This is a genomic window from Burkholderia sp. BCC1993, assembly GCF_905339865.1.
Lineage (GTDB): Bacteria > Pseudomonadota > Gammaproteobacteria > Burkholderiales > Burkholderiaceae > Burkholderia.
On sequence record NZ_CAJPGZ010000016.1, the window covers coordinates 49,125 to 74,684 of the forward strand.

The 25,560-nt window shown below is 68.5% G+C and carries 26 protein-coding genes; 11 read left to right on the forward strand and 15 right to left on the reverse strand.

All coding sequences use genetic code 11. The features are described from left to right. The first annotated feature begins 17 nt into the window (after positions 1–17). Both U4Y91_RS25695 and U4Y91_RS25700 read left to right on the forward strand, forming a co-directional pair. Entirely contained in the window at positions 18–1,454 is a 1,437-nt protein-coding gene (locus U4Y91_RS25695; RefSeq protein WP_321807443.1) for an efflux RND transporter periplasmic adaptor subunit, read from the forward strand. A 31-nt stretch (positions 1,455–1,485) separates the two neighbouring features. Then, entirely contained in the window at positions 1,486–3,015 is a 1,530-nt protein-coding gene (locus U4Y91_RS25700; RefSeq protein ID WP_321807444.1) for an efflux transporter outer membrane subunit, read from the forward strand. Here U4Y91_RS25700 and U4Y91_RS25705 read toward each other — a convergent pair. Together U4Y91_RS25705 and U4Y91_RS25710 are read right to left on the reverse strand one after the other, a co-directional pair. After that, on the reverse strand, positions 2,993–4,453 hold the full coding sequence (locus U4Y91_RS25705) for a heavy metal sensor histidine kinase (protein WP_321807445.1): 1,461 nt from the start codon (positions 4,451–4,453) through the stop codon (positions 2,993–2,995). The two genes, U4Y91_RS25700 and U4Y91_RS25705, sit on opposite strands and share 23 nt — an antisense overlap. Beyond that, complete coding sequence (locus U4Y91_RS25710; protein ID WP_027786146.1) at positions 4,450–5,127, reverse strand: heavy metal response regulator transcription factor; 678 nt, start codon at positions 5,125–5,127, stop codon at positions 4,450–4,452. Before U4Y91_RS25710 ends, U4Y91_RS25705 begins: the two co-directional genes overlap by 4 nt. Positions 5,128–5,377: 250 nt before the next feature. Between U4Y91_RS25710 and U4Y91_RS25715 the strand changes: the two genes are divergently transcribed. The 5 genes from U4Y91_RS25715 (at position 5,378) to U4Y91_RS25735 (ending at position 8,969) form a co-directional block, all read left to right on the forward strand. After that, the gene (locus U4Y91_RS25715) at positions 5,378–5,641 is read left to right on the forward strand and encodes a hypothetical protein (RefSeq protein ID WP_415750495.1); all 264 of its coding nucleotides are present in this window, start codon (positions 5,378–5,380) and stop codon (positions 5,639–5,641) included. Between the two features lie 153 nt (positions 5,642–5,794). Continuing rightward, on the forward strand, positions 5,795–6,637 hold the full coding sequence (locus U4Y91_RS25720) for a transporter substrate-binding domain-containing protein (RefSeq protein WP_415750496.1): 843 nt from the start codon (positions 5,795–5,797) through the stop codon (positions 6,635–6,637). After that, complete coding sequence (locus U4Y91_RS25725; RefSeq protein ID WP_321807447.1) at positions 6,634–7,368, forward strand: amino acid ABC transporter permease; 735 nt, start codon at positions 6,634–6,636, stop codon at positions 7,366–7,368. Before U4Y91_RS25720 ends, U4Y91_RS25725 begins: the two co-directional genes overlap by 4 nt. Further along, positions 7,358–8,143, forward strand: coding sequence for an amino acid ABC transporter permease (locus U4Y91_RS25730; RefSeq protein ID WP_321807448.1), 786 nt, complete (start codon positions 7,358–7,360; stop codon positions 8,141–8,143). Before U4Y91_RS25725 ends, U4Y91_RS25730 begins: the two co-directional genes overlap by 11 nt. Then, entirely contained in the window at positions 8,130–8,969 is an 840-nt protein-coding gene (locus U4Y91_RS25735) for an amino acid ABC transporter ATP-binding protein (protein ID WP_321807449.1), read from the forward strand. Before U4Y91_RS25730 ends, U4Y91_RS25735 begins: the two co-directional genes overlap by 14 nt. Position 8,970: 1 nt before the next feature. Here the strand turns inward: U4Y91_RS25735 and U4Y91_RS25740 are convergent, their stop codons facing one another. Continuing rightward, positions 8,971–10,302, reverse strand: a complete 1,332-nt coding sequence (locus U4Y91_RS25740) for an LLM class flavin-dependent oxidoreductase (RefSeq protein ID WP_321807450.1) — start codon at positions 10,300–10,302, stop codon at positions 8,971–8,973. Then, positions 10,299–11,942: an MmgE/PrpD family protein gene (locus U4Y91_RS25745; RefSeq protein ID WP_321807451.1), complete on the reverse strand. Its 1,644-nt coding sequence runs from the start codon at positions 11,940–11,942 to the stop codon at positions 10,299–10,301. The genes U4Y91_RS25740 and U4Y91_RS25745 overlap by 4 nt, the downstream gene beginning before the upstream one ends. A gap of 171 nt (positions 11,943–12,113) precedes the next feature. Here U4Y91_RS25745 and U4Y91_RS25750 point away from each other — a divergent pair, with 171 nt between their 5' ends. Both U4Y91_RS25750 and U4Y91_RS25755 read left to right on the forward strand, forming a co-directional pair. Beyond that, entirely contained in the window at positions 12,114–12,320 is a 207-nt protein-coding gene (locus U4Y91_RS25750) for a type II toxin-antitoxin system VapB family antitoxin (protein ID WP_321807452.1), read from the forward strand. Continuing rightward, positions 12,317–12,700, forward strand: a complete 384-nt coding sequence (locus U4Y91_RS25755; RefSeq protein WP_321807453.1) for a type II toxin-antitoxin system VapC family toxin — start codon at positions 12,317–12,319, stop codon at positions 12,698–12,700. The genes U4Y91_RS25750 and U4Y91_RS25755 overlap by 4 nt, the downstream gene beginning before the upstream one ends. Positions 12,701–12,749: 49 nt before the next feature. On the opposite strand, the gene U4Y91_RS25760 is transcribed toward U4Y91_RS25755, so the two are convergent. Further along, positions 12,750–12,926, reverse strand: coding sequence for a CsbD family protein (locus U4Y91_RS25760; protein WP_321807454.1), 177 nt, complete (start codon positions 12,924–12,926; stop codon positions 12,750–12,752). A gap of 234 nt (positions 12,927–13,160) precedes the next feature. Here U4Y91_RS25760 and U4Y91_RS25765 point away from each other — a divergent pair, with 234 nt between their 5' ends. Together U4Y91_RS25765 and U4Y91_RS25770 are read left to right on the forward strand one after the other, a co-directional pair. After that, positions 13,161–13,307, forward strand: coding sequence for a DUF3096 domain-containing protein (locus U4Y91_RS25765; protein ID WP_321807455.1), 147 nt, complete (start codon positions 13,161–13,163; stop codon positions 13,305–13,307). A 692-nt stretch (positions 13,308–13,999) separates the two neighbouring features. Continuing rightward, positions 14,000–14,305, forward strand: a complete 306-nt coding sequence (locus U4Y91_RS25770; protein WP_321807579.1) for a hypothetical protein — start codon at positions 14,000–14,002, stop codon at positions 14,303–14,305. 319 nt (positions 14,306–14,624) lie between these two features. Here the strand turns inward: U4Y91_RS25770 and U4Y91_RS25780 are convergent, their stop codons facing one another. The 10 genes from U4Y91_RS25780 to U4Y91_RS25825 form a co-directional block, all read right to left on the reverse strand. Continuing rightward, the gene (locus U4Y91_RS25780) at positions 14,625–15,845 is read right to left on the reverse strand and encodes a M20 aminoacylase family protein (RefSeq protein WP_415750497.1); all 1,221 of its coding nucleotides are present in this window, start codon (positions 15,843–15,845) and stop codon (positions 14,625–14,627) included. Positions 15,846–15,881: 36 nt separating this feature from the next. After that, positions 15,882–17,351: an aldehyde dehydrogenase family protein gene (locus U4Y91_RS25785; RefSeq protein WP_321807456.1), complete on the reverse strand. Its 1,470-nt coding sequence runs from the start codon at positions 17,349–17,351 to the stop codon at positions 15,882–15,884. A gap of 86 nt (positions 17,352–17,437) precedes the next feature. Next, positions 17,438–18,763, reverse strand: a complete 1,326-nt coding sequence (locus tag U4Y91_RS25790) for an FAD-binding oxidoreductase (protein ID WP_321807457.1) — start codon at positions 18,761–18,763, stop codon at positions 17,438–17,440. Positions 18,764–18,765: 2 nt separating this feature from the next. Then, positions 18,766–19,500 (reverse strand): cupin domain-containing protein, encoded by a 735-nt coding sequence (locus U4Y91_RS25795; RefSeq protein WP_321807458.1) that lies wholly within the window; start codon positions 19,498–19,500, stop codon positions 18,766–18,768. Between the two features lie 116 nt (positions 19,501–19,616). Further along, positions 19,617–20,069 (reverse strand): AraC family transcriptional regulator, encoded by a 453-nt coding sequence (locus U4Y91_RS25800; RefSeq protein ID WP_321807459.1) that lies wholly within the window; start codon positions 20,067–20,069, stop codon positions 19,617–19,619. 11 nt (positions 20,070–20,080) lie between these two features. Continuing rightward, a complete protein-coding gene (locus U4Y91_RS25805) occupies positions 20,081–20,227 on the reverse strand; it encodes a hypothetical protein (protein ID WP_321807460.1) in 147 nt (48 codons plus the stop codon). Between the two features lie 25 nt (positions 20,228–20,252). Continuing rightward, entirely contained in the window at positions 20,253–21,587 is a 1,335-nt protein-coding gene (locus tag U4Y91_RS25810) for an FAD-binding oxidoreductase (protein WP_321807461.1), read from the reverse strand. Between the two features lie 112 nt (positions 21,588–21,699). Continuing rightward, positions 21,700–23,586: an ABC transporter ATP-binding protein gene (locus U4Y91_RS25815; RefSeq protein ID WP_321807462.1), complete on the reverse strand. Its 1,887-nt coding sequence runs from the start codon at positions 23,584–23,586 to the stop codon at positions 21,700–21,702. Continuing rightward, complete coding sequence (locus tag U4Y91_RS25820; RefSeq protein ID WP_321807463.1) at positions 23,586–24,545, reverse strand: ABC transporter permease; 960 nt, start codon at positions 24,543–24,545, stop codon at positions 23,586–23,588. The genes U4Y91_RS25815 and U4Y91_RS25820 overlap by 1 nt, the downstream gene beginning before the upstream one ends. A gap of 30 nt (positions 24,546–24,575) precedes the next feature. Beyond that, positions 24,576–25,529 (reverse strand): ABC transporter permease, encoded by a 954-nt coding sequence (locus tag U4Y91_RS25825; protein WP_321807464.1) that lies wholly within the window; start codon positions 25,527–25,529, stop codon positions 24,576–24,578. Positions 25,530–25,560 lie beyond the last annotated feature (31 nt).

Below are 25,560 nucleotides of genomic sequence, written 5' to 3' on the forward strand. Positions count from 1 at the left end.
CCGACCCCGGACCCATCATGAACGACTCGATCGAACCCGTCGCCCCGCCGCCCGCCGCCGAAGCGGCCACCGCCGTGCCGTCCGCCGCGCGCGGCGCCGCGCCCGACACCCCGCCGGCCCGCCGCGGCCGCAAGCTCGCAGTACCGTTCGCGGCCGCTGCGCTCGCCGTAGCGCTGCTCGCGCTCGGCATCGTGCCGCGTATCGATGCACGCGCCGCGCAGCGTGCGCAGGTGGCCGCGCAGCAGGCGCTGCCGGTGTCGGTCATCGTGCCCGGCGCGGCGCCGGCCGACCAGACGCTGACGTTGCCCGGCTCGGTGGCGCCGTATGCGGACGCGTCGATCTACGCGCGCACGAGCGGCTACATCGCGCACTGGAGCGTCGATCTCGGCACGCACGTGAAGGCCGGCCAGACGCTCGCGCAGATCTCGGCGCCCGATCTCGACGCGCAGTTGCGCCAGGCGCGCGCCGACGAAGCGAGCGCGCAGGCGAACTACGACTATGCGAAATCGACCGCGCAGCGCTGGCAGGACATGCTGAAAACGCAATCGGTGTCGCAGCAGGACACCGACACGAAGGTCGCGGACATGAACGCGAAGCGCGCGATGCTCGCGTCCGCACAGGCGAACGTCGCGCACCTTGCCGAACTCGTGTCGTACGAGTCCGTCACCGCGCCGTTCGACGGCGTGATCACCGCACGCAGCGTCGACGTCGGCACGCTGGTCACGGCGGGCGGCACACCAGGCAGCCCGGGCCTGTCCGGGGAACTGTTCCATCTCGAACAGACGGACACGCTGCGCGTGTTTGTCGACGTGCCGCAGGACAGCGCGACCGGCGTATCGACCGGCACGCCGGTCTACCTGACGACGCCGCAGTATCCGGGGCGGCGCTTTGCCGCGCGTGTCGCGCGCAGCGCGGGCGCGATCGATCCCGTCACGCGCACGCTGCGCGTCGAGATCGACGTCGACAACCGCGACGGCGCGCTGATGCCCGGTGCGTATGCGCAGGCGCATCTCGTCGTGCCGAGCGCGGCGCCGGCGCTCGACCTGCCGGTCAGTGCGCTGTTGTTCCGCCCGAACGGCGTGACGGTCGCCACCGTCGGTACGAACGGGCGAACCGCACTGAAGACCGTGCAGATCGGGCGCGACTTCGGCACGCGCGTGGAGATCGTCGAGGGGCTCGCGGCGACCGATCGCGTGATCGACAACCCGGGCGACGCGATCACGGCCGGCGAAGCCGTGAAGATCGTGTCGACCGTGCGCGCCGCGGCACCGGTGGCCGCTTCGTCCCCTTCGTCCCCTTCGTCCCCTTCGTCCCCTTCGTCCCCTTCGTCCCCTTCGTCGGCGCAGGCCGCGCAAACGGGGGCCGCGGCCGCTGCCAGCGACGTGCCGCCGCTGCGCGCGGCCGGCACCGCGCCGGCCGCGTCGACGCCCGCTCCCGCGGCCGCCCGCGGCTGACCCATCGACGACGACTCACGAGATACCTGCCATGCGCCTTCCTCCCCCGCTCCCGTTCGCCCGCCACGCCGTCGCACTCGGCGCCGCCGCGGCGTTGGCCACGTTGACCGCGTGCTCGACGTTGCCGCCCTATTCGCCGCCCGCCGTCACGGTACCCGCGCACTACGCGGGCGCACCGGCCGCGCAGGCCGGCTGGCATGTCGCGATGCCGGCCGATGCCGCCGCGCGCGGTGCGTGGTGGACCGTGTTCGGCGACGCCGACCTGAACGCGCTCGAAGCGCGCGTCGACGTGTCGAACCAGACGGTGAAGAAAGCCGTCGCCGATCTGCAGCAGGCACGCGCGATGGTCGACTACCAGCACGCCGGATTCCTGCCGACGATCACGGCAGGCGCTGCGCAGAGCCGCGCGCGCGTGTCACAGAACCGGCTCGGCTCGTCGCTCGCCGGCAAGACGACACCCGACTACCAGGCCGGCGTGGCCGCGAGCTGGGAGCCCGACTTGTTCGGTCGCGTGCGCGACGCGGTGACGGACGCGCAGGCGAACGCAGCAGCGAGCGCGGCCGACCTGCAGGCCGTGAAGCTGTCGGTCACGGCCGAACTCGCGACTGACTATTTCGCACTGCGCTCGCTCGACACGCAGAAGCGGCTGCTCGACGACACGGTGCGCGCGTACGCGGACGCGCTGACGCTGCTCAAGCAGCAGCTCGCGGCCGGTGCGATCGACGCGTCGGCGGTCGCGCAAGCCGACACGCAACTCGAATCGACGCGCACGCAGGACACCGACATCGACGCGTCGCGTGCGCAGTTGCAGCACGCGATCGCGACGCTCGTCGGCGAAAGCGCGTCGACGTTCGCGCTGCCGCCGCGCGTGCAGGCGTTCCACGTGCCGGCCATCCCGACCGGCGTGCCGTCGCAACTGCTCGAACGGCGGCCCGATATCGCGGCGGCCGAGCGTCGTGTCGCGGCTGCGAACGCGCAGATCGGTGAGGCGCGTGCCGCGTTCTTTCCCGATCTCGTGCTGTCGGCGAGCGCAGGGCTCGAGAGTTCGTTCTTCGCGCCGTGGCTCGCCGCGCCGAGCCTGTTCTGGTCGCTCGGCCCGCAACTCGCCGGCACGCTGTTCGACGGCGGTCGCCGCAGCGCATCGCTGCGCGGCGCGCATGCGCAATACGACGGCGCGGTCGCCGACTACCGGCAGACCGCACTCGTCGCGTTCCAGCAGGTCGAGGATCAGTTGTCGACGCTCGATGCGCTCGCGTCCGAAGCCGGCAGCCAGCAGCGCGCGACCGATGCGGCCGACCTGTCGCTGCGGCTGACGACGAATCGCTTCAACGCGGGTGCCGTCAGCTATCTGGACGTGGTGACCGCACAGACGATCGCGCTGACGAACCGGCGCACGGCCGACCAGATCGACGCGCGCCGGATGGAGGCCGCGGTCGGCCTGCTGAAGGCGCTGGGCGGCGGCTGGCAAGCGAGCGCGGACGCGGAATCGAAAACCGGCACGGACGAACGTCCGGCAGCCGCGTTGCCCGACCCCGCGGTCACGCAGCCGTCGGCCGGTTGAACGTGAGCACGAAGCGCGTGCCGCGCGCATCGCTTTCGACCTGCGCGGTGCCGCCGTGCAGTTCCATCACCGAGCGCACGATCGCGAGGCCGAGCCCGGCCGTGCCGCCCGGCGCACCGCCGCTGCGTGCGGGGTCGCCGCGCACGAACCGGTCGAAGATCCGCGGCAGCAGCGCGGGATCGATCCGCTCGCCCGGATTCGCGACGACGACGCGCACCGCGTCGGCGGCGTCATCGACACTCAGCGTAATGACGCCCCCGGCCGGCGTGTAACGCAGCGCGTTCGCGAGCAGGTTGCCCACCGCGCGGCGGAACAGCTCGACGTCGGCAGTCAGATGCCCCCGTCCTTCGACGCGCAATGTCGAGCCCGCTTCGTCGGCGAGCCCCTCGAAATACTCCGCGATGCGCTCGAGTTCGTCGTGCACGTCGAACGCACGCTGCCGCGTGACGAAGCTCGGATGCTCGGCGCGCGCGAGAAACAGCACGTTCTCGATCATCCGCGCGAGACGATCGTATTCCTCGAGATTCGATTCGAGCAGCGTCTGATACTCGTCGACCGAACGCGGCCGCGCGAGCGCGACTTCGGTGGCGCCGCGCATGTTGTTCAGCGGCGTGCGCAGGTCGTGCGCGAGATCGGCGCTGAATTGCGACAGATGCGCGAACGCTTGCTGCAGGCGGCCGAGCATCGCGTTCTGCGCATCGACGAGCGCGCGCAGCTCGCTCGGTGCACGCGACGCGTCGAGCCGCGTGTCGAGCTTGTCGACCGTGATCCGGCCGGTGTTGTCGACGATCTCGCGCAGCGGCGCGAGCGCCGTGCGGATCAGCCAGTAGCCGAGCAGCAGCGCAAACAGCGCGCCGAGCCCGCCGGCGATCTCGAGCCGGTCGCGGTAGCCGTCGAGCAGGTCGGCGCGGTCGTGCATGTTGCGCGCGATCGCGACGCGGATCGGCGTGCGGTCGCCGAGCGCAGCCTCGATCACGACGCCGCGCATCGGCGTGCCGCTGTCGGCCGTCCACGTGACGAGCTGGTCGGCCGTGATCCGCTCGTCCGCCGGAACCGGCACCGCATGCGGCGCGAACAGTTGCGCATCGGCAAGTGGAACCGATGCGGCGGCAGGCGCATCGTCGAGCGCGGCGAGCCGCACGTTGTGGCGCGCGAGCACGTCGCCGCGCGCATCGACGGCGGCCATCGACAGCGCCTCGTTGCCGAGCACCTGGCTCGTCAACCGCTCGGCATGCGTGCGGACTGCATCGAGCGACTCGAGCTCGCCCGCGAGCCGGCGCGTGTGGCGCGCGGCCAGCACGATGTCGAGGTCGTCCTGCGTGTTCACCTGCCGTTCGAGGCCCGCATAGACGTATGCGCCGACCAGCGCAAACGCGGCAAGCGTGGTCGCGGCGAACGCGAGCGCGAGCGTCGCGGCAAGCGAGCGCGGCCGCGTCATGCGTCGTCCTTCGGTTCGAGCACGTAGCCGACGCCGCGCACGGTATGGATCAGCTTGACCGGAAACGCGTCGTCGATCTTTGCGCGCAGGCGTCGGATCGCGACCTCGACGACGTTGGTGTCGCTGTCGAAATTCATGTCCCACACGTACGACGCGATCTGCGTGCGGCTCAGCACCTCGCCCTGCCGGCGCGCGAGCAGCTGCAGCAGCGAGAATTCGCGCGGCGTAAGGTCGATGCGCGTGGCGCCGCGCTTCACGCGGCGGCGCACCACGTCGATTTCCAGATCGCCGACCGCCAGGTGTTCGGTCTCGCGCGGCGGCCCGCGACGCGCGAGTGTGCGGATGCGGGCAAGCAGCTCGACGAACGCGAACGGCTTCACGAGGTAGTCGTCGGCGCCGAGTTCGAGGCCGTGCACGCGATCCTGCACGTCGTCGCGTGCGGTCAGGAACAGCACCGGCGTCGTATGCGTGTCGCGCAGCCGCTTGAGCACGCCCCAGCCGTCGAGCACGGGCAGCATCACGTCGAGCACGATCACGTCGTAACGCTCTTCCTGCGCGAGCGTCAGCCCTTCGCCGCCGTCCTTCGCGAGATCGACGCTGAAGCCCGATTCCTCGAGCCCCTTCTTCAGGTATGCGCCCGTCTTCGGTTCGTCTTCGACTATCAGGATACGCACGGCCGGCTCCGTTGCTTTCGTGGGGACATCCGGCGATGTTACCGGCAAACGGCGACAGGGAATCGCTGCGTGCGTGCGCAAACGCCATGGATTACAAAACGGTAATCGGGCGGTCAGCGTGGCGTGCGGTTGCGAAGCCGTACACGGCGGAGTGGGTAACCTGCATAAAAATCAAGGAGCCCCCGCTTTTCGACCCCTCGTAAGCTGTCCGGCGCCGGGAGCTTCGACGACTGCGACAGAACGGATCACGATGACGATCCGTGAAGCAGATCGGCTGAAAGTCATCGAGGCGGTAGCCGGGTGTCGGCTCAAGCCCGGCCAGGCGGCCGAACGGCCGGATTTGAGCGTGCGGCGGCTTGAGCGGCTGGTCGCCCGGCTTCGGGAACACGGCGCGGCGGGTTGGGTATCGGGACACCGATCGAAGCCCGGCAATGGCCGGACAACCGGTTCGCGAAGATTATTGCAGCCTACTTTGGCGCAAGCCCTCCGCCACATCGCCATTCTGGCCGTTTGAGCATCGTGTTCGTCTGCGTAAATCTGCGGACCAGATAACGGTATGAGAATTTCTTGGTTCTTGGATGCGTTCCACATCCCGAAAATACGAGCTCCCGACAACCGGGCGCGCGATGCGCCGCCCCGCGTCGCTCAAACAACGTTCCTCTTTCCCATGTTCAGCAGATCGTTTCGCACTACGTCGGGCCACGCGCTGTGCGTCGCCGCCCTCCTTTCCGCCTTTTCCGGCGTCGCCCGCGCGGACAGCACGCTCGATCGCATCCATCAACGTCACACGATCACGATCGGCGTGATCCTGTCGGGCCCGCCGTTCGGCTCGCTCGATCCCGCGACGCAAAAGCCGGTCGGCTTCAACGTCGATCTGGCGAACGACGTCGCGAAACGACTCGGTGTCGACGTCGAGCTGACACCTGTGCAGCCGTCGAACCGCGTGCAGTTCCTGCAGCAGGGCAAGGTCGACGCGCTGATCGCCAACATGGAGCTGACGACGGAGCGCGCGGAGATCCTGTCGTATGCGCCGACGCCGTTCGAATCCATCGGCGGCGCGCTGATCGCGCGCAAGGACAGCGGTATCAAATCTTGGGCCGACTTGCGCGGCAAGCCGGTCTGCGTGTCGCAAGGCAGCAACTACACGAAGCCGCTCGCGACGGAATACGGCGCGCAGGTGAAGGCCTTCCGCGGCCAGCCGGAATCGCTGCTCGCGCTTCGCGGCAACAACTGCGTGGCCGCCGTGCACGTCGCGCCGACGTTGCGCATGCTCGTCGCGCGCAACCCCGACTGGAAGGACTATACGACGCCGCTGTCGACCGACCTGATTCCGTCGCCGGCGGTGATCTGGGTCCGCAAGGGCGAGACCGATACGCAGGGCGCGCTCGACCGGATCGTTCAGGATTGGCACCGCAGCGGCTGGCTGCTCGACGTCGAGCGCAAGAACGGCATGACGCCGTCTCAAGCCGTGCTCGACCTGCACGCGAAGCTCAAGGCGCAGCGCACATGACGGTGGCCGCCGCCGTCGATGCGCTCCGCAAGCTCGGCCTCGATTACAGCTTCGTGCTCGCCCCGGACGAACGCGCGTCGTTCGTGCACGGGATGGGCGTGACGCTCGAACTGTCGATCGCGACCGCGTTCGGCAGCCTCGCCTGCGGCGTCGTGCTCGCCGCGTTGCTGGTGTCGCCGCGCGCGGCGCTCGCGCGCCCTGCGCGCGCATTCGTCGAGGTCACCCGCAACACACCGACGCTCGTGCAATTGTTCTGCGCATTCCTCGTCGTCAACATGCTGGTCAGCGCCGCACTGCGCGATCTGGGCGGCAATCCGCTGACGCCGTTCATCTGGAGCGTGATCGTGATCTCGCTGCACAAGGGCGCGTTCCATGCGGAAGCGCTGCGCGCCGGCCTCGAAGCGGTACCGCGCGCAACGCTCGAGGCCGCGCAGTCGCTCGGCTACAGCCGCCGCCAGCGGCTCTGGCACGTGCAGCTACCGCTCGCGATACGCTTCGCGCTGCCCGCGCTCGTCAACAACCTGGTCGACCTCGTGAAGATGACGACGGTCGCCTCGGCGATCGCCGTCGGCGACGTCACCTATGCGTCGATCATGATCTGGACGCAGCGCGACAATGTGCTCGAGTTGATGATCCTGATCCTGCTCTTCTTCGGCGCGCTCACGTTCGCGGTCAACCTCGCGGGACGTTGGCTGGAACACCGCCTGAGGATACCCGGCTATGGCCATTGACGTGAACGCGCAGCCCGTGCGCCTCGTGCGATGGCGCGCCGTCGCGGCAACCCTGGGCGCGCTGGCCGTCGTCGCGCTGGCCGCCGCCGGTCGCCGTCACCCGGCCCTCGTCGCGCTCGCCACGTGGCTGCCGGCGCTCGGCAAGGCGATGCTGGTCAACATCGGCATCAGCGCGATCGCGATTGCGATCGGCACGCTCGCCGGCCTCGTACTCGGCCCGCTGACGCTGTCGCGGCTCGGCATCGCGCGCGTGCTGGCGCGCGCGTACGTGCAGTTGTTCCGCAACGCGCCGCTGCTCGTGCTGATCTATTTTTCGACCTACGTATTCCCGTTCGAAATCAGGTTCGGCCATGCGTCGCTGCCGTTTCCGGACTGGTTCAAGGTAACGCTCGGCCTCGCGCTGCCCGCGAGCGCGAATTTCGCGGAAATCTTCCGCGGCGCGATCCAGTCGATTCCGCATGCGCAGTGGGACGCAGCGCGCTCGCTCGCGTTCAGCCGCGCGCAAGTGTTCCGCTGGATCATCCTGCCGCAATGCGTACGCCGCATGCTGCCGCCGTGGATGAACCTGTATGCGAGCATCGCGATGGCCACCGCGCTCGCGTCGCTGGTCGGCGTGCACGACCTGCTCGACACCGCGCAGGTCGCGAGCAACACCGTCGCGCGAGCCGACTTCACCGTCGTCGTCTATTTCACGGTACTCGGCCTGTTTTTCGCGTACTGCTACCCGATCGCCCGTTTCACCCGCCTTCTCGAAAGACGTCATGCATTCCACTGAAACTCCGCGCGGCGCGGACGAGCCGCTCGTCCGCCTGCGCGACGTGCACCTGTCCTACGGCACGACGCCCGTGCTGCGCGGCATCGATCTCGACGTGCACCGCGGCCAGGCCGTGTCCATCATCGGTCCGTCCGGCTCCGGCAAATCGACGATCCTGCGCTGCATCACCGGGCTGTTGCGGCCGCAGCGCGGCCTGATCGAGGTCGACGGCACGCGCGTCGACCTGCTCGCATCGGAGCGCGACGAAATCGCGCTGCGCAAGCGGGTCGGCTTCGTGTTCCAGCAATACAACCTGTTTCCGCACCTGAGCGTGCTCGACAACCTCGTCGTCGCCCCGGTCCGGATTCTCGGCCGCGATCGCAACGATGCGGTGCGCACCGCACACGCGCTGCTCGAACGCGTGCGTCTCGCGGACAAGGCGCACGCCTACCCCGGCGAGCTGTCGGGCGGCCAGCAGCAGCGCGTCGCGATCGCCCGCGCGCTCGCGATGCAGCCCGACCTGATCCTGTTCGACGAAGTGACGTCTGCGCTCGACCCGGAAACCGTCGGCGACGTGCTGTCGGTGATTCGCGATCTCGTGCGCGACGGCATGACCTGCGTGCTCGTCACGCACGAGATGCGCTTCGCCGAGGAAATCAGCGACGTCGTCTACTTCACCGAGGCGGGCGTGATCGTCGAGCACGGGTCGGCCGCGCAGCTGTTCCGCGCGCCGCAAAGCACGCGCACGCGGGCTTTCCTCGCGCATGCGCTCGGCCCGGCCAGCAGCCCGCACGCAAGCCGCGACGGCGCGCCGATCGCACTCGACCTGACGCGCTTCGCGGTCTGACTCAACGCGCTGCGTAGCGGCTCGGCGGGCGCGCGAGCCCGAGATGGTCGCGCAGCGTCATGCCCTCGTATTCGGTGCGGAACAGGCCGCGCCGTTGCAGTTCCGGCACGACATGCCCGACGAAATCGTCGAGTCCGCCCGGGAAATACGGCGGCATGATGTTGAAGCCGTCCGCGGCGCCGCCGTCGAACCATTCCTCGAGCGCGTCGGCGACCTGCGTCGGCGTGCCCCATACGATCCGATGCCCGCGCGCGCCGGCGACGAGATAGTAGAGTTCGCGCAGCGTGAGGTTCTCGCGGCGCGCGAGATCGGTAAGCAGCTTCGCGCGGCTCTTCAGCTGATCGGATTCGGGCAGGTCGGGCAGCGGGCCGTCGAGCGGATACGTCGACACGTCGTGGCCGAGACGGTCGGACAGCAGCGTCAGCGCGCCCGACGTATCCGTCCATTGCTGGAGCTGCGCATATTTGTCCTTGGCCTCCTGCTCGGTGCGGCCGATCACCGGAAACACGCCCGGCATCACGGCAAGCGCGTCCTCGGCACGGCCGTATGCCGCGAGCCGACCCTTCAGGTCGCGATAGAAGGCCTGCGCTTCCTCGAGCGTCTGCTGCGCGGTGAACACGACTTCCGCGGTGCGCGCGGCAAGCTCCTGGCCGGGGCCCGACGAGCCGGCCTGAATCACGACCGGATGGCCCTGCGGCGGGCGCGACGCGTTGAGCGGCCCCCTCACGTTGAAGAAGCGTCCGGCGTGATCGAGCGTGTGCACCTTCGTCGGGTCGAAATACACGCCGCGCGCCTTGTCCCTGACGAGCGCGTCGTCGTCCCAGCTGTCCCACAGCCCCTTCACGACATCGACGAATTCGCCGGCCATCTCGTAGCGCTGCGCGTGATCCGGATGATTGCCGCGCGTGAAATTCGCGGCGGTGCGGTCGTATGAAGTCGTCACGACGTTCCATGCCGCGCGCCCGCCGCTCAGATGGTCGAGCGATGCGAACACGCGCGCGATATGGTAAGGCTCGCTGTACGTCGTCGACGCGGTCGCCGCAAGGCCGATGTGCCGCGTATGCATCGCGAGCGCCGACAGCAGGCTCAGCGGCTCGAAGCGCATCGCCATCGACGGATGCGCGTCGGGGCCGCTCGTCAAGCCGTCGGCCAGGAAGACCATGTCGAACTTTGCGCGCTCGGCGGTCTGCACGACGTGGCGCAGCAGATCGAAGTTCTCGCTGCCGGATTCGGCATCGGGGTGGCGCCAGCCGGCGACGTGGTGTCCAGCGCCCTGGAGGAACAACCCGAGGCGCATCTGGCGGCGGGAAAGTGTGCTGCGATCGGTGCTCATGATTGAAGCGACGTAAAGGTGTGGAAAAGCCGGGCGAGATCGGCCGTGCTTCGCATCGTATCGATCAGCTCCGGGACGAACGCGAGTGCGGGATCGTGGGCGGTCGCGTCCGCGAACTTCGCGGCAAGGTCGTCGGCACCGACGAGGCGTTCGATGCGTTGCCGCAGCGTGTCGCCGTTGCGCAGCGCTATCTCGACGACCGAGAAGCGCGTCGCGGGATCGGTCGACGCGCGCGGCGCCGCGGCATCGTGGCGCCGCGTCACGCGTGCGGCGAGCGCGATCAGGTCGTCGCGCACGGGCACGTCGGCGAACGTCGCGACGCCGGGCGGCCCGTCCGTCAGTGCGGCGGCCACCGCGTATTCCACGCTGAAGCGCGCTTCGAGGCCGGTGGCCGGCAGTCGGTTCGACAGCGGCGTGTCTCCGCCTGGCGGGAACGTGACCACGATGCCCTCGATGTCCGCCGGCGCGATGCGATGGCTGGCGCGCAGATCGAGCGCGGCCTGCACGGCGTAATGGGTTGCCGTGCAGCACGGCCACGGCTTGAAGTACAGCCCGGGCGACACGATCTGCCACGGCGCGCCCCAGTCAGCCAGCACGCGCGCCGGCTGCGACGCGCCGCCGCCGAACACGGCGAAGAATCCTTCCGGGCCGTCGAGTGCGCCCGGTGCGCCGGTCAATCCGGCCTCGGCGAGCGCCACGGCGAACAGCCCCGCGCGCGCCGCAAGGCCCGCGTGCAACGGCTTGACCTCGCTGCCGAACTGCAGGCGCAGCCCGGCCGATTGCGTCGCGGCGATGCCGAGCGCGTTTTCGGTGGCCGCCGCATCGAGCCCGACCAGATGCGCCGCGGCAGCGGCCGCGCCGAGCGTGCCGAGCGTCGCGGTGTTGTGGAAACCGAGTTCGTAGTGGCGGCTGCCGAGCGCGAGACCGATCCGCGCCATCGTCTCGACGCCGACGACGTATGCGTCGAGCAGTTCGAGCGCGCTGCGTGCGCGCACCTGCGCGAGCGCGAGCAACGCCGGCAGCAGCACGGTGCCGGGATGGCCACGCACGCTGCTGTGCACGTCGTCGTAATCGAGCGCATGGCCTGCATAGCCGTTGAGCAGCGCGGCATGTTGCGGCGACGCCGGTATCGCACTGCCGATCACCGCTGCAGCGCCGGCCGAATCTCGACCGCACGCCGCCAGCAGCTTGCGATAACCGTTGTCGCGAGCGCCAGCGAACGCGGCGGCAAGGAAGTCGAGCAGGCCGCGCCGCGCGGCAGCGATGGCGGACGGATCGCGCGCGGGCTCGGCGCACGCGATCGCTGCGGCCAGCCGGCGCGTGACGTCGCCGGCCGTGCCGTCGGGAATCAAGTGGGGAGACATGTCAACCGTTGGAAAGTCGCGAAATGCCGCAACGGGCGGCGCAACCGGGAACCTTCCGGTTCCTGCTCGCATGGGAGCGTTGGATACTAGCGAAGCATCCTTGCGTGCCCAACCAAGTATTCGAGCTTTCGATATCGCGTATTCAGCGTTGCTTGAACGGAGGTCGGTGAGTTCGCTGCCATGTGCGGCTCCCGGTAAACAGTGCCGTCGTGTGAGCGAGTTTTCGGCGGACTGACCCGGGCCCACAAAACTGCCGCGGTTTGTCGTCGGAACCAAGTGTCGAAGTTCGTGGATCTTGCTAATGGCGTCTGTTTGAACGCTAATCCTGTCCGTCTATTCCGCTAATGCGGGGCGGCGTTTCAGCGAAGTGCACTGAATTCCAAACACGACTGGACTGCAGCCGAATTGATGCTAAATTTGATGCACACGAGCATCAAAGGAGTCATCATGCGTACTACTGTTACCGTCGACGACGCGCTCTATGCGCGCGCACTCGAACTCGCCGAGCCGGGCATGTCGCCGGCCGACCTGTTCCGGGCTGCACTCGAAACGTTCGTGCGTGTCCAGGCCGGACAACGTCTTGCCGCGCTTGGCGGTCGCGCCCCGGACATGCCGGATGTGCCACGCCGTAACCCGGAGGCGGCTGCCCGATGAGCGTTCTGATCGACACATCGGTCTGGGTCGAGCATTTCCGGCGACCGCTACCAGCGCTTATCCAGCTGCTGCGTGTCGATGACGTCTTGACGCATCCGTTAGTGATACTCGAACTGACGTGCGGGACGCTCCCCGAACCGCGGGCCCGAACGCTGGGAGATCTCGCGTTATTGCGCCAGACGCGGCTCGCGACGCCAGCCGAAGTAGCGGACTGGATCGAGCGGGAACGGCTGTATGGGCGCGTATGCGGCGCGGTGGATTGCACGCTGCTGGCGTCGGTGCTGTTGACCCCGAGCACTTGGCTCTGGACGCGCGATCGGCGGCTCGCCCAACTGGCGGAGCAATTCGGGGTTCATTACTTACCGCCTGACCTGCATTGAGCGAAGCCAGTGCCTATGGCTTCCAGTTCGATGTCTCCGACGTCAGGCTCTACGGCCGCTTCTTGAGTCGCTCCTTCGCATCGCCGAATGATGCCTGTGTCTTGCCGACGATCTGTTCGGCCTTGCCCGTCAACCTGTCTGTTGGATTTCCCACGACCTTGCCAACCAGCTCTTTCAGTTTGCCCTTTGCTTCCCTGAGGCGGCCTTTTACCTGATCTTTGTTCATGAGTTGCTCCTTGAAACTGACGGATGCTCGAACTGCGCATGCCGGTCCGGCACGCTGAGCGAATCGCGACGAAACGTCGGTGCAGGCACGGCGCTTGCGCCGGCTGAAGCGTTCGCGCTTGTGACCAGCGAGTTGACGGTCGAAGGCTAGACGCTCGCCAGGCTCGCGTATCTGTAACGGGTGCCGGAGGCAAGGCAGGCTGTGGCCACTCGTTGCCAATCTTGCGGAGGAAGCATGAATATCGTCACTAGCGCCGGCCCGCTGGTTTCGCTGATCGCCGGCATTCTCATCCTTGTGGTACCGCGCCTGCTGAATTACATCGTTGCGCTCTACCTGATCGTCATCGGGCTGCTCGGTCTGTTCGGCGGACGTATCCATTGAATTGACATGACCACGAGATAGCCGGTTACGGACGCGCATCAGTTCCATCGTGACGCGATGCGTAGGTCCGCGGCGGCGGACACCGCCAGCGCAATGAGCAACACCTATGCCGTCTGCATAGGGATGAGTGACCGAGAGAACGACGACATCGCGCGTCTTTCCTCGATGCAATGACTCGTCGCCTCTGCGCCGGCGGCCTGATGCGGAGAACCGTGATGCCGACAAGTGCGCGCGCCCTCTCGCAAGGCGGCGCAGGGGCCGTCCCTTCGGATAGAAGCGATATTCGACCCGGCATCGGCATGGCGGAAACGGGTAATTTTCACGCCCCTCGATCGCAAAATCGGTTCCCCCTGGTCAGACTTTTCCCCACTTCCCTCCATTTCGTTTCAATTCGATGTAAGTGTTCCTTTGTCGGATCGGAACCGAAATGACGAGTGCGTTGTATACCCTGTCCGCGTGTGCGTACGCTTCGCGTCATCATGCTCTGCACTCCTTCCCTTTAAGCGTCGCGCTGTGCATCGGAGCAATTGCATGTCAAATCCGTAGCGACGATGACGTCGTGCGTGCGGCCACCGGATCGGTGCTGGCTGCGACGCGACGCGGGGGGCGTGGTTGAAATAGCAACGAAGTGCTGCCGCTCCGTATGGGAACGAATCGTGCGCGTTCTCAGGTATTGAATGGAGGACAGCGCTATGAAGCCCTTGACAATTGCAAACCGCCGGATTCTGGCGACACTCGTGGCAGGCGGCGCGCTCGTCGCGGCCGGCACGGCCTTCGCGCAAACTTACGTTGTACCGCCGCCGAGGTACGAAGAGCCATATCACGCCCCGGCGCCGGATGTGTCGATCACGATTGGCATGCACGGCGACCGCTACTGGGACGGCCATCGCTACTGGGAGCACGAAGCCTGGATGCATCGTCATCCGCGTGAACATGATCCGTGGCGCGAACACGAGCACGAGCATGAACACATGCACGAACACGAGTATCGTGAATAGCGAAGTGCGGCCACCAGAAACGGCGGAGACCTCTCCGGCTTGACACGCTCGTTGCTTGCGCACGGACTTGCCTGATCGCTTCGGACCATTTCAGTCCTGGTTCGTGCGCACGGCGATTCGCCGTCCATCGCGTTCGCTGAACGATCCACCCAAGGTCGAGCACCCGGCGCGCGCGGTCGGCATGCACGAAAGCGCCTGTCCCGCGCGTTTCGCGGCAACCTCGGACCGACGATATTCGAGTCTCTGCGGTACGAGCGCCCGCGAATCGCGCGGTATCAGCTGGATTGGATCCGACGTCGCCCGCCATTGCGGCACGCACTCACGGCGATCGCGTGAAGTAACGCTGTGCCAGCGCGACCCAGTAGCGAACGCCGGCCGGAATGATGTCGTCGTTGAAATCGTAAGTCGGGTGATGCAGCGCCGGCGCGGCCGCTCCCGCCGGCGCGTTGCCGATCAGCACGTACGCGCCGGGGCGCTCCTCCAGCATGAAGCCGAAGTCTTCGGACGTCATGTTCGGCGGCACGTCGGGGTGAAGGCGTTCGTCGCCGAACGTGTCGCGAATCACCGCTTCGCAGAGTGCGGTCTCGGCCGGCGTGTTGACCGTCGCCGGATAGTACTGAAAGAACTCGATGTCGACTTGCGCGCCATAAGCCGCGGCCAACCCTTCGCACACGAGCCGGACGTCGCGCTGCAACTGTTGCTGCAATGCCGACGACAGCGTGCGGATCGTCCCGCGCAACTCGGCGCTGTCCGGAATGACGTTGTCCGTCGTGCCCGCATGAAACATGCAGACGGAAATGACGGCGGGGTCCACCGGATCCTTGTGCCGCGCGGCAATGGTCTGACACTGCAGCACCATCGAACAGGCGAGCGGTACGGGATCGATGCCCAGGTGCGGCTGCGCCGCATGCGCGCCCTTGCCCGTCACCGTGATCCTGAATCGGCAGCCGGCGGCCATGATGGCGCCGGTGCGCAACCCGAAATGCCCGGCCGGCAAACCGGGCCAGTTGTGCATGCCGAACACGGCTTCCGTCGGGCATTGCTCGAACAGCCCGTCGTCGATCATCTTCCGCGCGCCCGCGCCGCCCTCTTCCCCGGGCTGAAACACGAAATGCACGGTACCCGGCAACTGCGGCAGGTCTTTCAGGATGCGCGCGGCGCCGAGCAACATGACGGTATGCCCGTCATGCCCGCACGCATGCATGACGCCTTGCGCGCCCGATGCGTGCGCGAAGTCGTTGGCCTCCTGGATCGGCAACGCATCCAGGTCCGCGCGAAGCACGATTCCGCGGCCCGGGTCCGCACCCGGCAGGCTCGCGACGACGCCCGTGCCGCCCAGCCCGCGCGACACCGCATAGCCGAGATCTTCAAGCTCGCGGGCGACGACGTCGGCCGTCCTGTATTCCTCGAACCGCAACTCGGGATGCGCATGCAGGTCGCGACGCAAGGTCGCCCAGTGCGCGCAATGGGCTTTCAGAGACGTCTCGGGGAGGGCGGGATTATCCAATGTCGGCACCTTCGGAAAGTAGACGGCTTCCATTCTGTACTGCCGCCGCGCTCGCGCGCAGCGGCTGCGTCAATCATCAAAGCCCAGGATCGACTTGACCTCCATGTACTCCTCCATCCCTTCGATCCCGTACTCGCGGCCGTTGCCCGACTGCTTGTACCCGCCGAACGGTGCCTGAGGATCCCATGCCGGGTAGTTCAGATGGACCTGCCCCGACCGCAGGCGCGCAGCCACCGCGCGCACGCGTTCCTTGTCGGTGCCCTGCACATGTGCGCCAAGCCCATAGACCGTGTCGTTCGCGATGTCGACGGCCTCGTCGACGGTATCGTAAGGCAGGATCGCGAGGACCGGACCGAAGATCTCCTGCTGCGCGATCGCCATGTCGGTGCGGACGTCGGAAAACACGGTCGGCCGCGCATAAAAGCCGCGGTCGAATCCCGCCGGCCGCCCGGGGCCGCCGGCGATCAGCTTCGCCCGTTCGTCGAGGCCCGCGTCGATCATCTGCGCGACCCGGCCGAACTGCGCACGATTGGCCAGCGGACCATGCGTCGTCGTGTCGGCGAACGGATCGCCGACGACCAGCTGCTGCGTTGCCGCGATGGCCAGCGCCTCGACGCGGCCCAGCACGCTGCGCGGCACGATCAGCCGGGTCGGCGCGCTGCACGACTGGCCCATGTTGCGGAACGCGGCGGCAACGCCCGGCGCGATGGCGCGCGACAGGTCCGCATCGGGCAATACGATGTTCGGCGACTTGCCGCCAAGCTCCTGCGCGACGCGCTTGACGGTCGGCGCCGCCGCCTGTGCGACCAGCACGCCGGCACGCGTCGACCCGGTGATCGACACCATGTCGACCTCCGGGTGCGCCGCGAGCGCCTCGCCCACTTCGGTTCCGCTGCCGCTCACCAGGTTGAACACGCCCGCGGGCACGCCCGCATCGGCGATCACTTCGGCAAACAGCAACGCGCTGAGCGGCGACAGCTCGCTGGGTTTCAACACCACCGTGCAGCCTGCCGCGAGCGCCGGGCCGACCTTCGCCGTGATTTGATAGATCGGCCAGTTCCACGGTGTGATCAGCGCGCACACGCCGATCGGCTCGCGCACGATCGCGGTCGTCCCGCGCCGTGTCCGGAAGGGGTAACTGGCCAGATTGTCGCGCGCGACCCGGATATGTTCGGCCGCGAGCGGCACATGGGCGCCGCGTGCGTAATTGATCGGCGCGCCCATTTCCATCGCGAGCGCGAGCGCGAACCGTTCGGCCCGCTCCAGCATCAACGCGTGAACGCGGTCGAGCAGTGCGGCGCGTTGCTGCGGCGAAGTCGCGGCCCAGCGCTCGAAAGCGTTGCGCGCGGCCTGCACCGCGCGGTCGGCGTCGCGCGCATTGCCGAGCGGGATCTCGCACAGCGTGTCTTCGGTGGACGGGCTGACGACCGCGAACCGGTCGCCGCCGTCAGGCAAAACCCAGTCGCCGTCGATGAAGAAGCGCTCCAGCCTGCCGGCTTCCAGCAGGTGACGAACCGGTGAATCGATGGGTGAATGCATTGCGGGGTGTCCTTGAATCGATACCATGCGCCGGCGAACGGCGGAAGCCCGGAGGCCGCCACCGTCGACCGCGAGACGGCCTCACACTAGAAATCGGCAACCTTGCCCCAGGCGGAATCCGCGAACCGGCCCGGCTGATACGGTACCGGGTCCACGATCGGTGGCGCGCCGGTGGCGAGATCCGCGATCAGGTGACCGGCGCCGGGGCCGATGCCGAAACCGTGTCCGGAAAAGCCTGCCGCCAGGATCAATCCCGGCACGCCCGGCACTTCGCCGATACCGGGGACGCCGTCCGGCGTGCTGTCGACGTACCCGGCCCATGCGTGCGTGATCGTGGCTTCGCGCAGTTCGGGCAGCAGTTCGACGGCACGACGATAGGTTTCGGTGACGGTCGGCATGTCGGGCTTCGGATCCAGGATGCGCACCGCCTCCATCGGGGTCGGCGCATCGAGCCGCCACCGCTTGAGCGTTTCGTGGCCGCCGCGCATGCCCTCGAGGCCGCCCGGCAGAAGATTGCGCCAGCGCTTCGCGAACATCGGCACGAACTGCGGGGCGAACCGCAGGAACTGCGGCGTCACGTCCACGCGCGCGCGGCCGCTGATGGCCAGTGCGTAGCGTCCGTCGTCGCGGCGCGTGACGGACACGCCGGAGGTGTACAGCGCATCCGGCAAGCGCTGTTCGACGGGCGACACGCTCAGGATCGACTGACGGATCGACGCCTGCGGAAAACGGATGCCGAGCTGGCGGCAGAACGACGACGCCCACGCGCCGCCGGCGAGCACGACCGTCTTCGTCCTGATGACGCCGGCCTCGGTAACCACGCCGCCGACGCGCCCGCCCTCGAGTTCGATCCCGCGCGCAGCACAGTGCTGGTGGACGCTGCCGCCCAGCTTCATCAGTGCAGCCGCCACGGCCGGGGCAGCCTTGCCCGGGTCGGCCGTGCCGTCGGTCGGCGAGAACACTCCACCCTTCCACTGCCGGCCCGTCACGCGCCCGCGCTCGCCGGCCTGCTTGCTGTCGAGCATGTACGTCGTCACGCCCGCGGTCTTCGCGAAGTCGCCCCAGCTGGCCCAGCGGGACAGCTCGGCCTCGTCATTGCTCAGATACAGCAGCCCGCAGCGATGAAAGCCCGGGTCTTCGCCGGATTCGGCGGCGAATCGTTCCCACAGGTCGATGCTCTTGCTCGCCATCGGCAATTCGCGCGCGTCGCGGTTCTGCTGCCGGCACCAGCCCCAGTTGCGGCTCGACTGCTCGGCACCGATGCGGCCCTTCTCGACCAGCGCGACCGACATGCCGCGCCGGGCGAGGTAGTACGCGGTAAAGACGCCGATGATGCCGCCGCCGATCACGACGACGTCGGCCGAGGCCGGCAGCGTGGGCGAGGTTTCGATAAGGCGCAGCGGAGGGGACATGGTCAGTCTCGTTCGGTGGATACGTGGACGTTCTGCACGACGTAGAATTTCGCCACGCGCTCGCTGCTTTCCCACCCGATCGATGCGCCGCGCGGCACGAACAGCGCGTCGCCGGCGCCGAGCGACAGCACGCTGCCGTCGGGCGCCGCGAACCGGACGCCGCCGGCCAGCAGGAGCATGAATTCGTTCACGCGATGCGGGCGAACGATCCGATGATAAGGCGTCGAATCCCACGTGCCCGCGCAGTACCCGGCGCCATCGTCGACGAACACGTTGTCGCTGCGGCATTGCGGCGCGGGGCCGAGCAGGACCTCCGGCGGCAGCGTCGCGGACGGCTTGAAGTCGGCGTCGGCGCGCAGCGCAAACACGCCGCGCTTCGTCGGTGTCGCGCACGCGGCCGCGCAGAACGTGAACAGCACGCGCGATGCCGCGGTGACGCGCAGCGCCGTGCCGCCGCCGATCACGGCCCCTTCTCCCGGGCCCAGCACGAGCGGTGCGGCGCCGGCCGCTTCGAGCGTCAGTTCGCCTTCGATGATCGCGATGGTTTCGATGTGCGGAAAGCTCGCCACGTCGAGTTCGCCGGCGAAGGCGATACGTCCGGCGGCCATCGCGTCGGGCCCTTCCCAGGCGATCTCCCGATGTCGCGCGAAAGGATCGTTCGCGCCGAACGCCTGCTTGCGAAACGCGGTTGACGAAGGTGCGCCGTCGGCACGGTGCAACACGAAAGCTGCGGTCATTTCTGCTCCTGTGCAGTGCGCGGCGGCCGGGTTGAAAACCGTCGCGCGATATCGGAAATCGTCGATCGCCGGCGCGCTCGCCGGCCATCCGTCAGGCGTGCCTGTCGCCGTTGCGCCTACGCTGCGTGACACGACGCTACGCGGCGGTCGGTGTGCGTGCGCAGCGAAGACGGTCGCGCAGGCGTGCCCGGCCGCGCGACCACGTAATCGCGCGGCGTGATCCCGAGCACCCGCCGGAAATGCCGGCACAGGTGGCTCTGATCGAAGAAGCCGACCTCGGTCGCGACGACCGACGGCGCGAGGCCGGCGCGCAGCAAGTCCTGCGCACGCCGCACGCGCACGAGGCTCAGATACCGGTGCGGCGACAACCCGACTTCGCCGCGAAAGCGTGCGGTGAAACGCGACACGCTCAAGCCGGCCACCGCCGCGAGCGTGTCGAGGTTCAGCGGCTGCGCGAACGACGCATCGATCGTGCGCAGCACCTCGCCGATCGCCGGCGATACGGGCTGCGGAACACGCGCTGCGCGAGGCGTCGCGCCTTCGTCCGCATCGTGGAACAGGGTGACCATGCTCGCCGTCCTCATGCGGCCGCCTGCACGGCAGTGCCCTGCGCGGCGCAGGGCGCGATCGGGCACGGCGCGCTCGGCCCGGCCATCGTGTCGCCGCCGCCGGTCCCGTCGCGGCGGCCGTTGCCGGCGGCGAGCGGGCAAACGAATCGTGCGGTCATATCCAATCCTCCGGGGGCAGTCGCTTCAGTGCAGGAAATCCTGGATCCGGTAATACGCGCCGACGATCGGCAGAAACCACGCGTGCCCGAAATGGCCAGGCATCGCCGGCCACTCGAGGTCGCGCCACGGATTCGACGCGGCCGCGCCGTACAGCACGTCGGCCATCACGCGGCCCATGTGCACCGACATCTGCACACCGTGGCCGCTGTAGCCCATCGAGTAATAGAGCCCGTCGTGCTGGCCCGCGCGCGGCAGCCGGTCGGCGGTGATGTCCACCAGCCCGCCCCAGCAGTAATCGAGCCGCACCTTCGCCAGTTCCGGGAAATACTCGGCCATGCCGGCGCGCAGGATGTCGCCGCTTTTCGCGTCGGAGCGCTGGCTCGACATCGCGAAGCGCGCGCGGCCGCCGAACAGCAGCCGGTTGTCGGGCGTCACACGGAAGTAGTTGCCGATCTGGCGCGACGTCACGTATGCGCGGCGCTGCGGGAACAGCCGGTTCAACTGCGCGTCGGGCAGCGGCTCGGTCACGACGATGAAGCTGCCGACCGGCGCGATGCGCCGCCGGAACCAGCCGAACGGGCCGTGCTGCGATGCGCCGGTCGCGACCAGCACGCGATCGGCGACGATCCTGCCGCGCGTGCAGGTGATCGCGTGGCGCTCGCCGTCGAGCCGCTCGAGCTGCGTGACGGCCGCATGCTCGTAGACGCGTGCGCCGGCATGTACGGCCGCCTGCGCAAGCCCGACGCCGAACTTGCCCATGTGCATCTGCGCGCCGTTGCGCTGCAGGAGTCCGCCGTAGAAACCGTCGGAGGCGACTTCGTCGCGAATCCGCGCCGGCTCGATCAGTTCGATGTCCGGATCGACATCGCGGCGCAACGCGTTGAAGGTCTTTTCGAGCCCCGCGAAATGCTGCGGCTTCGCGGCGAGCTTCAGCTTGCCCGCCCGCCGGAAATCGCAGTCGATCGCGTGCTCGGCGACGATCGTCTCGACGCTCTTCACCGCGCTTTCGTACGCGCGATAGAACTGCTTCGCCGGCTCCGCGCCGATGCGCGCGGCCAGCGACGCATAATCCTGCGCAACGCCCGTATTGCACTGGCCGCCGTTGCGGCCGGACGCTTCGCCCGCGACCTGCGCGGCTTCGAGCACGACCACCGATACGCCGCGCTGCGCGAGCGCCAGCGCCGCCGACAGGCCGGTGAAGCCACCGCCGATCACGACCACGTCGGCCCGCCCTTCGACGGGCCCTTCGCAGCCGGCGCGAAACGCGGGGCGGGTATCCAGCCAGTACGATTCGAATTTCATCGGATTCTTCTCGAGCATGTCGGCGACGACGATCGACGGCCGTTCATGGGAAATCATTTAATCACCGTCAAAAACCGCAGTTGCCGCGTATTCGCGCGCGGCACGCGCACAAATCGCCGTTTTGCGCGACCGCCGCAGCAGACTATGCGGCGCGCCGGCGTGTCGCGCGCTACAGCCGCACCGGCTGCTCGGGTGCGGCACCCGCCGGCGCCGGCTCCGCCTGGAAGCGCGCGAGGTCTTCCTCGCTGCGATGGCACAGCACCTGCGCGCCGTTGTCGAGCGTGCGCAGCACCGGTGCCGTCCGGTTGCAGACACCGTCGACCCGCATCGCGCAGCGCGACAGGAACGGACACAGCTCGGCGTCGTCCGCGCTCGCGCCGATCGGCACCAGCGGCCGGTGGCAGCGCTCGGCCGCATCGTCGAGCCAGCCCGCGCGCAACTCCGGCGCGGACGACACCAGCAGATGCGAATACGGGTGATAAGGCGGCGCGCACAGCGCGTCGCGGCTGCCCGTCTCCACGCGGCGGCCCGCGTACAGCACGACGATGTCGTCGCTGATCGCGCGCACCTTCGCGATGTCGTGCGTGATGAACACGTACGACACGCCGAGCTTCGCCTGCAGGTCGCGCAGCAGATCCATGATCGCGGCGCCGACGACCGTATCGAGCGCCGACGTGACTTCGTCGCACAGGATCAGGTCGGGCTCGGCCGCCAGCGCGCGCGCGAGGTTCACGCGCTGCTTCTGACCGCCCGACAGCTCGCCGGTGCGCCGCGCGGCCACCGCCTGCGGCAGCCGCACGAGCTCGAGCAGTTCCGCGACACGCTGGCGCGCACGCGCGCCCCGGATCCCGTGATAGAACGCGAGCGGCCGTGCGAGCGTGCGCTCGACGGTATGCACCGGGTTGAGCGCGGTATCGGCGTTCTGGAACACGATCTGCACGCGGCGGTGCTGCTCCTTGGTGCGCTTGGCGATATCGCGCGCGAGCGGCTCGCCGTCGAGCAGGATCTCGCCGCCCGTCGCCGGCACGAGGCCCGCGATCACCTTCGCGAGCGTCGTCTTGCCCGAACCCGATTCGCCGATCACGCCGACGGTCTGCCCGCGCCCGATGCGCAGGTCCACCTCGTGCAGGATCACCTTCGCGGGCCAGCCTTTCGCGGTGCGCGCGCCGTAGCCGGCGATCGCGCCGCGCACGTCGAGCAGCGGCGCCGGCGCGGCGCTCGCCGCTTTCTCGGCACGATCGGCATCGCGTTCGGCATCGTTCGGCGTGACCGCCGCGATCAGGCTCTGCGTGTACGGGTGCGTCGGCGCATGCAGGATCTGCTCGGTCGCGCCGGCTTCGCGGATCACGCCGTCGCTCAGCACGACGATCCGGTCGGCCATCTGCGCGACCACCGCCAGATCGTGCGACACGTACACCGCGCTCATCCCGCAGCGCCGGATCACGCTCTTGAACGCCTGCAGCACGTCGATCTGCGTGGTCACGTCGAGCGCGGTGGTCGGCTCGTCGAGGATCACGAGCTCCGGATCGGTAATCAGCGCCATTGCGGCCATCAGCCGCTGCAGCTGGCCGCCCGACACCTGGTGCGGATAGCGCTTGCCGATCGTCTCGGGCTCCGGCAGCGCGAGCGCGCGGAACAGCTCGACCGCCTTCGCTTGCGCGTCGCGCTTCGTCATCGTCTTGTGGATCAGCGCGCTCTCGATCACCTGGTCGAGAATCGTGCGCGACGGGTTGAACGCGGCCGCCGCGCTCTGCGCGATATAGGCGACCCGGCGGCCGCGCAGCGCGGTCAGCGCCTGGGCCGACAGCGTGCAGACGTCGGTGCCGCCGAGCTTCACCGCGCCGCCGGCGATCCGGCAGCCGGCGCGCGCATGGCCCATCAGCGCCAGCGCGATCGTCGTCTTGCCGGAGCCGGACTCGCCGATCAGCGCGAGCACCTCGCCGCGCGCGATCTCGAAGTCGACGCCGTGGACGATCGTCGTTTCCTCGCCGCCCGGCCGGCCGCCGACCACGCGCAGCCCGCGCACCTCGACGAGCGGAGTCGTTTCATCTCGCATCAGTGTTCTCCCGCGGCCGCGGCCGCGCCCTTGCGGCGGCCGCGATGCGGCAGGCCGTCGATCAACAGGTTGACGCCCACCGTCAGGATCGCGATCGCGACCGCGGGCATGATCGCGACGGCCGAGCCGTCGCCGAGGCTCGCGATGTTCTCGCGCACGAGCGAGCCGAGATCCGCGTACGGCGGCTGCACGCCGAGCCCGAGAAAGCTCAGGCCGCTCAGCAGCAGCACGACGAACGTGAAGCGCAGCCCGGTATCGGCGAGCATCGGATGGATCATGTTCGGCAGCATCTCGACGCACGCGATGTACAGCGCGCTCTCGCCGCGCGCCCGCGCCACCTGCACGAATTCGAGCGTGCTGATGTTGACCGCCAGCGCGCGTGCGATCCGGTACGAGCCCGGCATGTAGCTGACCGCGGCGGTCAGGACCAGCAGCGGCAGCGACGAGCCGAACGCGGCGACGAACATCAGCGCGAACATCTTCGACGGAATCGACGTGAGCGCATCGAGCAGCCGGCTCATCGTCTCGTCGACCGCGCGGCCCGACACGGTCGCGAGCAGCCCGAGCGTCGTGCCGGTCAGCGCGGCGAGCAGCACCGCCGCGAGCGCGAGCAGCACGGTCAGCCGCGTGCCGTACAGGATCCGGCTCAGCATGTCACGGCCGAGGAAGTCGGAGCCGAACGGCAGCTTCGCGCCGAACGGCGCGAACACGTCCGGCGTGACGATCGCGCCGACGTCGTGCGGCGCGAGCAGCGGCGCGAACACCGCGATGAACAGCATCAGGCCGACCATCGACAGGCCGACGCGGCCGCCGGTCGTCAGTCTGATGCGTGCGGCGCGGCGCTTGCGCGGCTGGTCGGGGGACGGCGAGGCGGGCGGCGTCGCGCCTCCCCACGGCGAGCGCGGTTCGCCTGACGGCGGCAGCGCACTGCTGCGATGAACGGGTTCGGTCGGGTGCATGGTCGGCATCTCGGAAGGTGGGCGGGACGCTCAGGTCCGCAGTCGCGGGTTCGATACGATCGAGCAGAGGTCGGCGAACAGCACGAGCGTCAGGTAGGCGACGCAGAAGATCAGCGTGCACGCCTGGACCAGCGGGAAATCGCGATTGCCGACCGCATCGACCATCAGGCTCGCGAGGCCCGGATAGTTGAAGATCGTCTCGACGACGATCACGCCGCCGAGCAGGTACGACAGGCTCAGCGCGATCGCATTGGCGATCGGCCCGATCGCGTTCGGCAGCGCATGGCGCAGCACGACGCGCGCGGGGCTCGCGCCCTTGAGCACGGCCATCTCGACATACGACGCGCTCAACTGCTCGATCACCGCGGCGCGCGTCATCCGGGCCATCTGCGCGATCACGACCGCGCACAGCGTCAGCACCGGCATCGCGTACGCGCGCAGGAAATCGTGCAGGCTCTCGATCGGGCCGCTGTACGACAGCGCAGACAGCCAGTGCAGCTTCACGGCGAGCACGAGCACGGCGACCGTCGCGATCAGGAACTCCGGCGTCGCGACGAGCGCCAGCGTGCCGAGGCTGATCACGCGGTCGACCACCGACTCGCGCTTGACCGCCGCGAGGATGCCGAGCAGCAGCGCGATCGGCACCGACACCGCGGTCGTGATCGCCGCGAGCGCGAGCGACTTCGGCAGGCGCCCGCCGATCATCGCCGACACCGGCATGTCGCCGGACAGCGAACGGCCGAAATCGCCGTGCAGCAGCCCGGTGAGCCAGTGCAGGTAGCGCACGTGGGCCGGCATGTCGAGGCCGAACTGCTGGCGCAGCGCGGCGACCGTCTCCGGCGTCGCCGACTGGCCGAGCGCGGCCTGCGCGGCATCGCCCGGCAGCAGGTTCGTGATCGTGAAGATGATCGCGGACACGATCAGCAGCGTCAGCGCGGTGACCGCGATGCGCCGGCCGATCAGTCCAAGCAGGATTCGATTCATGAAACTTCACTCCCGTAAAGGCCGCGTGCGG

Coding starts and splice junctions, on each gene's coding strand:
- U4Y91_RS25715 (WP_415750495.1), top strand. CDS start 5,378: ATGACGATCCGTGAAGCAGATCGGCTGAAAGTCATCGAGGCGGTAGCC.
- U4Y91_RS25760 (WP_321807454.1), bottom strand. CDS start 12,926: ATGAACAAAGATCAGGTAAAAGGCCGCCTCAGGGAAGCAAAGGGCAAA.
- U4Y91_RS25780 (WP_415750497.1), bottom strand. CDS start 15,845: ATGGAAGCCGTCTACTTTCCGAAGGTGCCGACATTGGATAATCCCGCC.
- U4Y91_RS25770 (WP_321807579.1), top strand. CDS start 14,000: ATGAAGCCCTTGACAATTGCAAACCGCCGGATTCTGGCGACACTCGTG.
- U4Y91_RS25810 (WP_321807461.1), bottom strand. CDS start 21,587: ATGATTTCCCATGAACGGCCGTCGATCGTCGTCGCCGACATGCTCGAG.
- U4Y91_RS25700 (WP_321807444.1), top strand. CDS start 1,486: ATGCGCCTTCCTCCCCCGCTCCCGTTCGCCCGCCACGCCGTCGCACTC.
- U4Y91_RS25725 (WP_321807447.1), top strand. CDS start 6,634: ATGACGGTGGCCGCCGCCGTCGATGCGCTCCGCAAGCTCGGCCTCGAT.
- U4Y91_RS25730 (WP_321807448.1), top strand. CDS start 7,358: ATGGCCATTGACGTGAACGCGCAGCCCGTGCGCCTCGTGCGATGGCGC.
- U4Y91_RS25820 (WP_321807463.1), bottom strand. CDS start 24,545: ATGCACCCGACCGAACCCGTTCATCGCAGCAGTGCGCTGCCGCCGTCA.
- U4Y91_RS25755 (WP_321807453.1), top strand. CDS start 12,317: ATGAGCGTTCTGATCGACACATCGGTCTGGGTCGAGCATTTCCGGCGA.
- U4Y91_RS25735 (WP_321807449.1), top strand. CDS start 8,130: ATGCATTCCACTGAAACTCCGCGCGGCGCGGACGAGCCGCTCGTCCGC.
- U4Y91_RS25765 (WP_321807455.1), top strand. CDS start 13,161: ATGAATATCGTCACTAGCGCCGGCCCGCTGGTTTCGCTGATCGCCGGC.
- U4Y91_RS25805 (WP_321807460.1), bottom strand. CDS start 20,227: ATGACCGCACGATTCGTTTGCCCGCTCGCCGCCGGCAACGGCCGCCGC.
- U4Y91_RS25705 (WP_321807445.1), bottom strand. CDS start 4,453: ATGACGCGGCCGCGCTCGCTTGCCGCGACGCTCGCGCTCGCGTTCGCC.
- U4Y91_RS25815 (WP_321807462.1), bottom strand. CDS start 23,586: ATGCGAGATGAAACGACTCCGCTCGTCGAGGTGCGCGGGCTGCGCGTG.
- U4Y91_RS25720 (WP_415750496.1), top strand. CDS start 5,795: ATGTTCAGCAGATCGTTTCGCACTACGTCGGGCCACGCGCTGTGCGTC.
- U4Y91_RS25800 (WP_321807459.1), bottom strand. CDS start 20,069: ATGGTCACCCTGTTCCACGATGCGGACGAAGGCGCGACGCCTCGCGCA.
- U4Y91_RS25785 (WP_321807456.1), bottom strand. CDS start 17,351: ATGCATTCACCCATCGATTCACCGGTTCGTCACCTGCTGGAAGCCGGC.
- U4Y91_RS25740 (WP_321807450.1), bottom strand. CDS start 10,302: ATGAGCACCGATCGCAGCACACTTTCCCGCCGCCAGATGCGCCTCGGG.
- U4Y91_RS25695 (WP_321807443.1), top strand. CDS start 18: ATGAACGACTCGATCGAACCCGTCGCCCCGCCGCCCGCCGCCGAAGCG.
- U4Y91_RS25750 (WP_321807452.1), top strand. CDS start 12,114: ATGCGTACTACTGTTACCGTCGACGACGCGCTCTATGCGCGCGCACTC.
- U4Y91_RS25790 (WP_321807457.1), bottom strand. CDS start 18,763: ATGTCCCCTCCGCTGCGCCTTATCGAAACCTCGCCCACGCTGCCGGCC.
- U4Y91_RS25795 (WP_321807458.1), bottom strand. CDS start 19,500: ATGACCGCAGCTTTCGTGTTGCACCGTGCCGACGGCGCACCTTCGTCA.
- U4Y91_RS25825 (WP_321807464.1), bottom strand. CDS start 25,529: ATGAATCGAATCCTGCTTGGACTGATCGGCCGGCGCATCGCGGTCACC.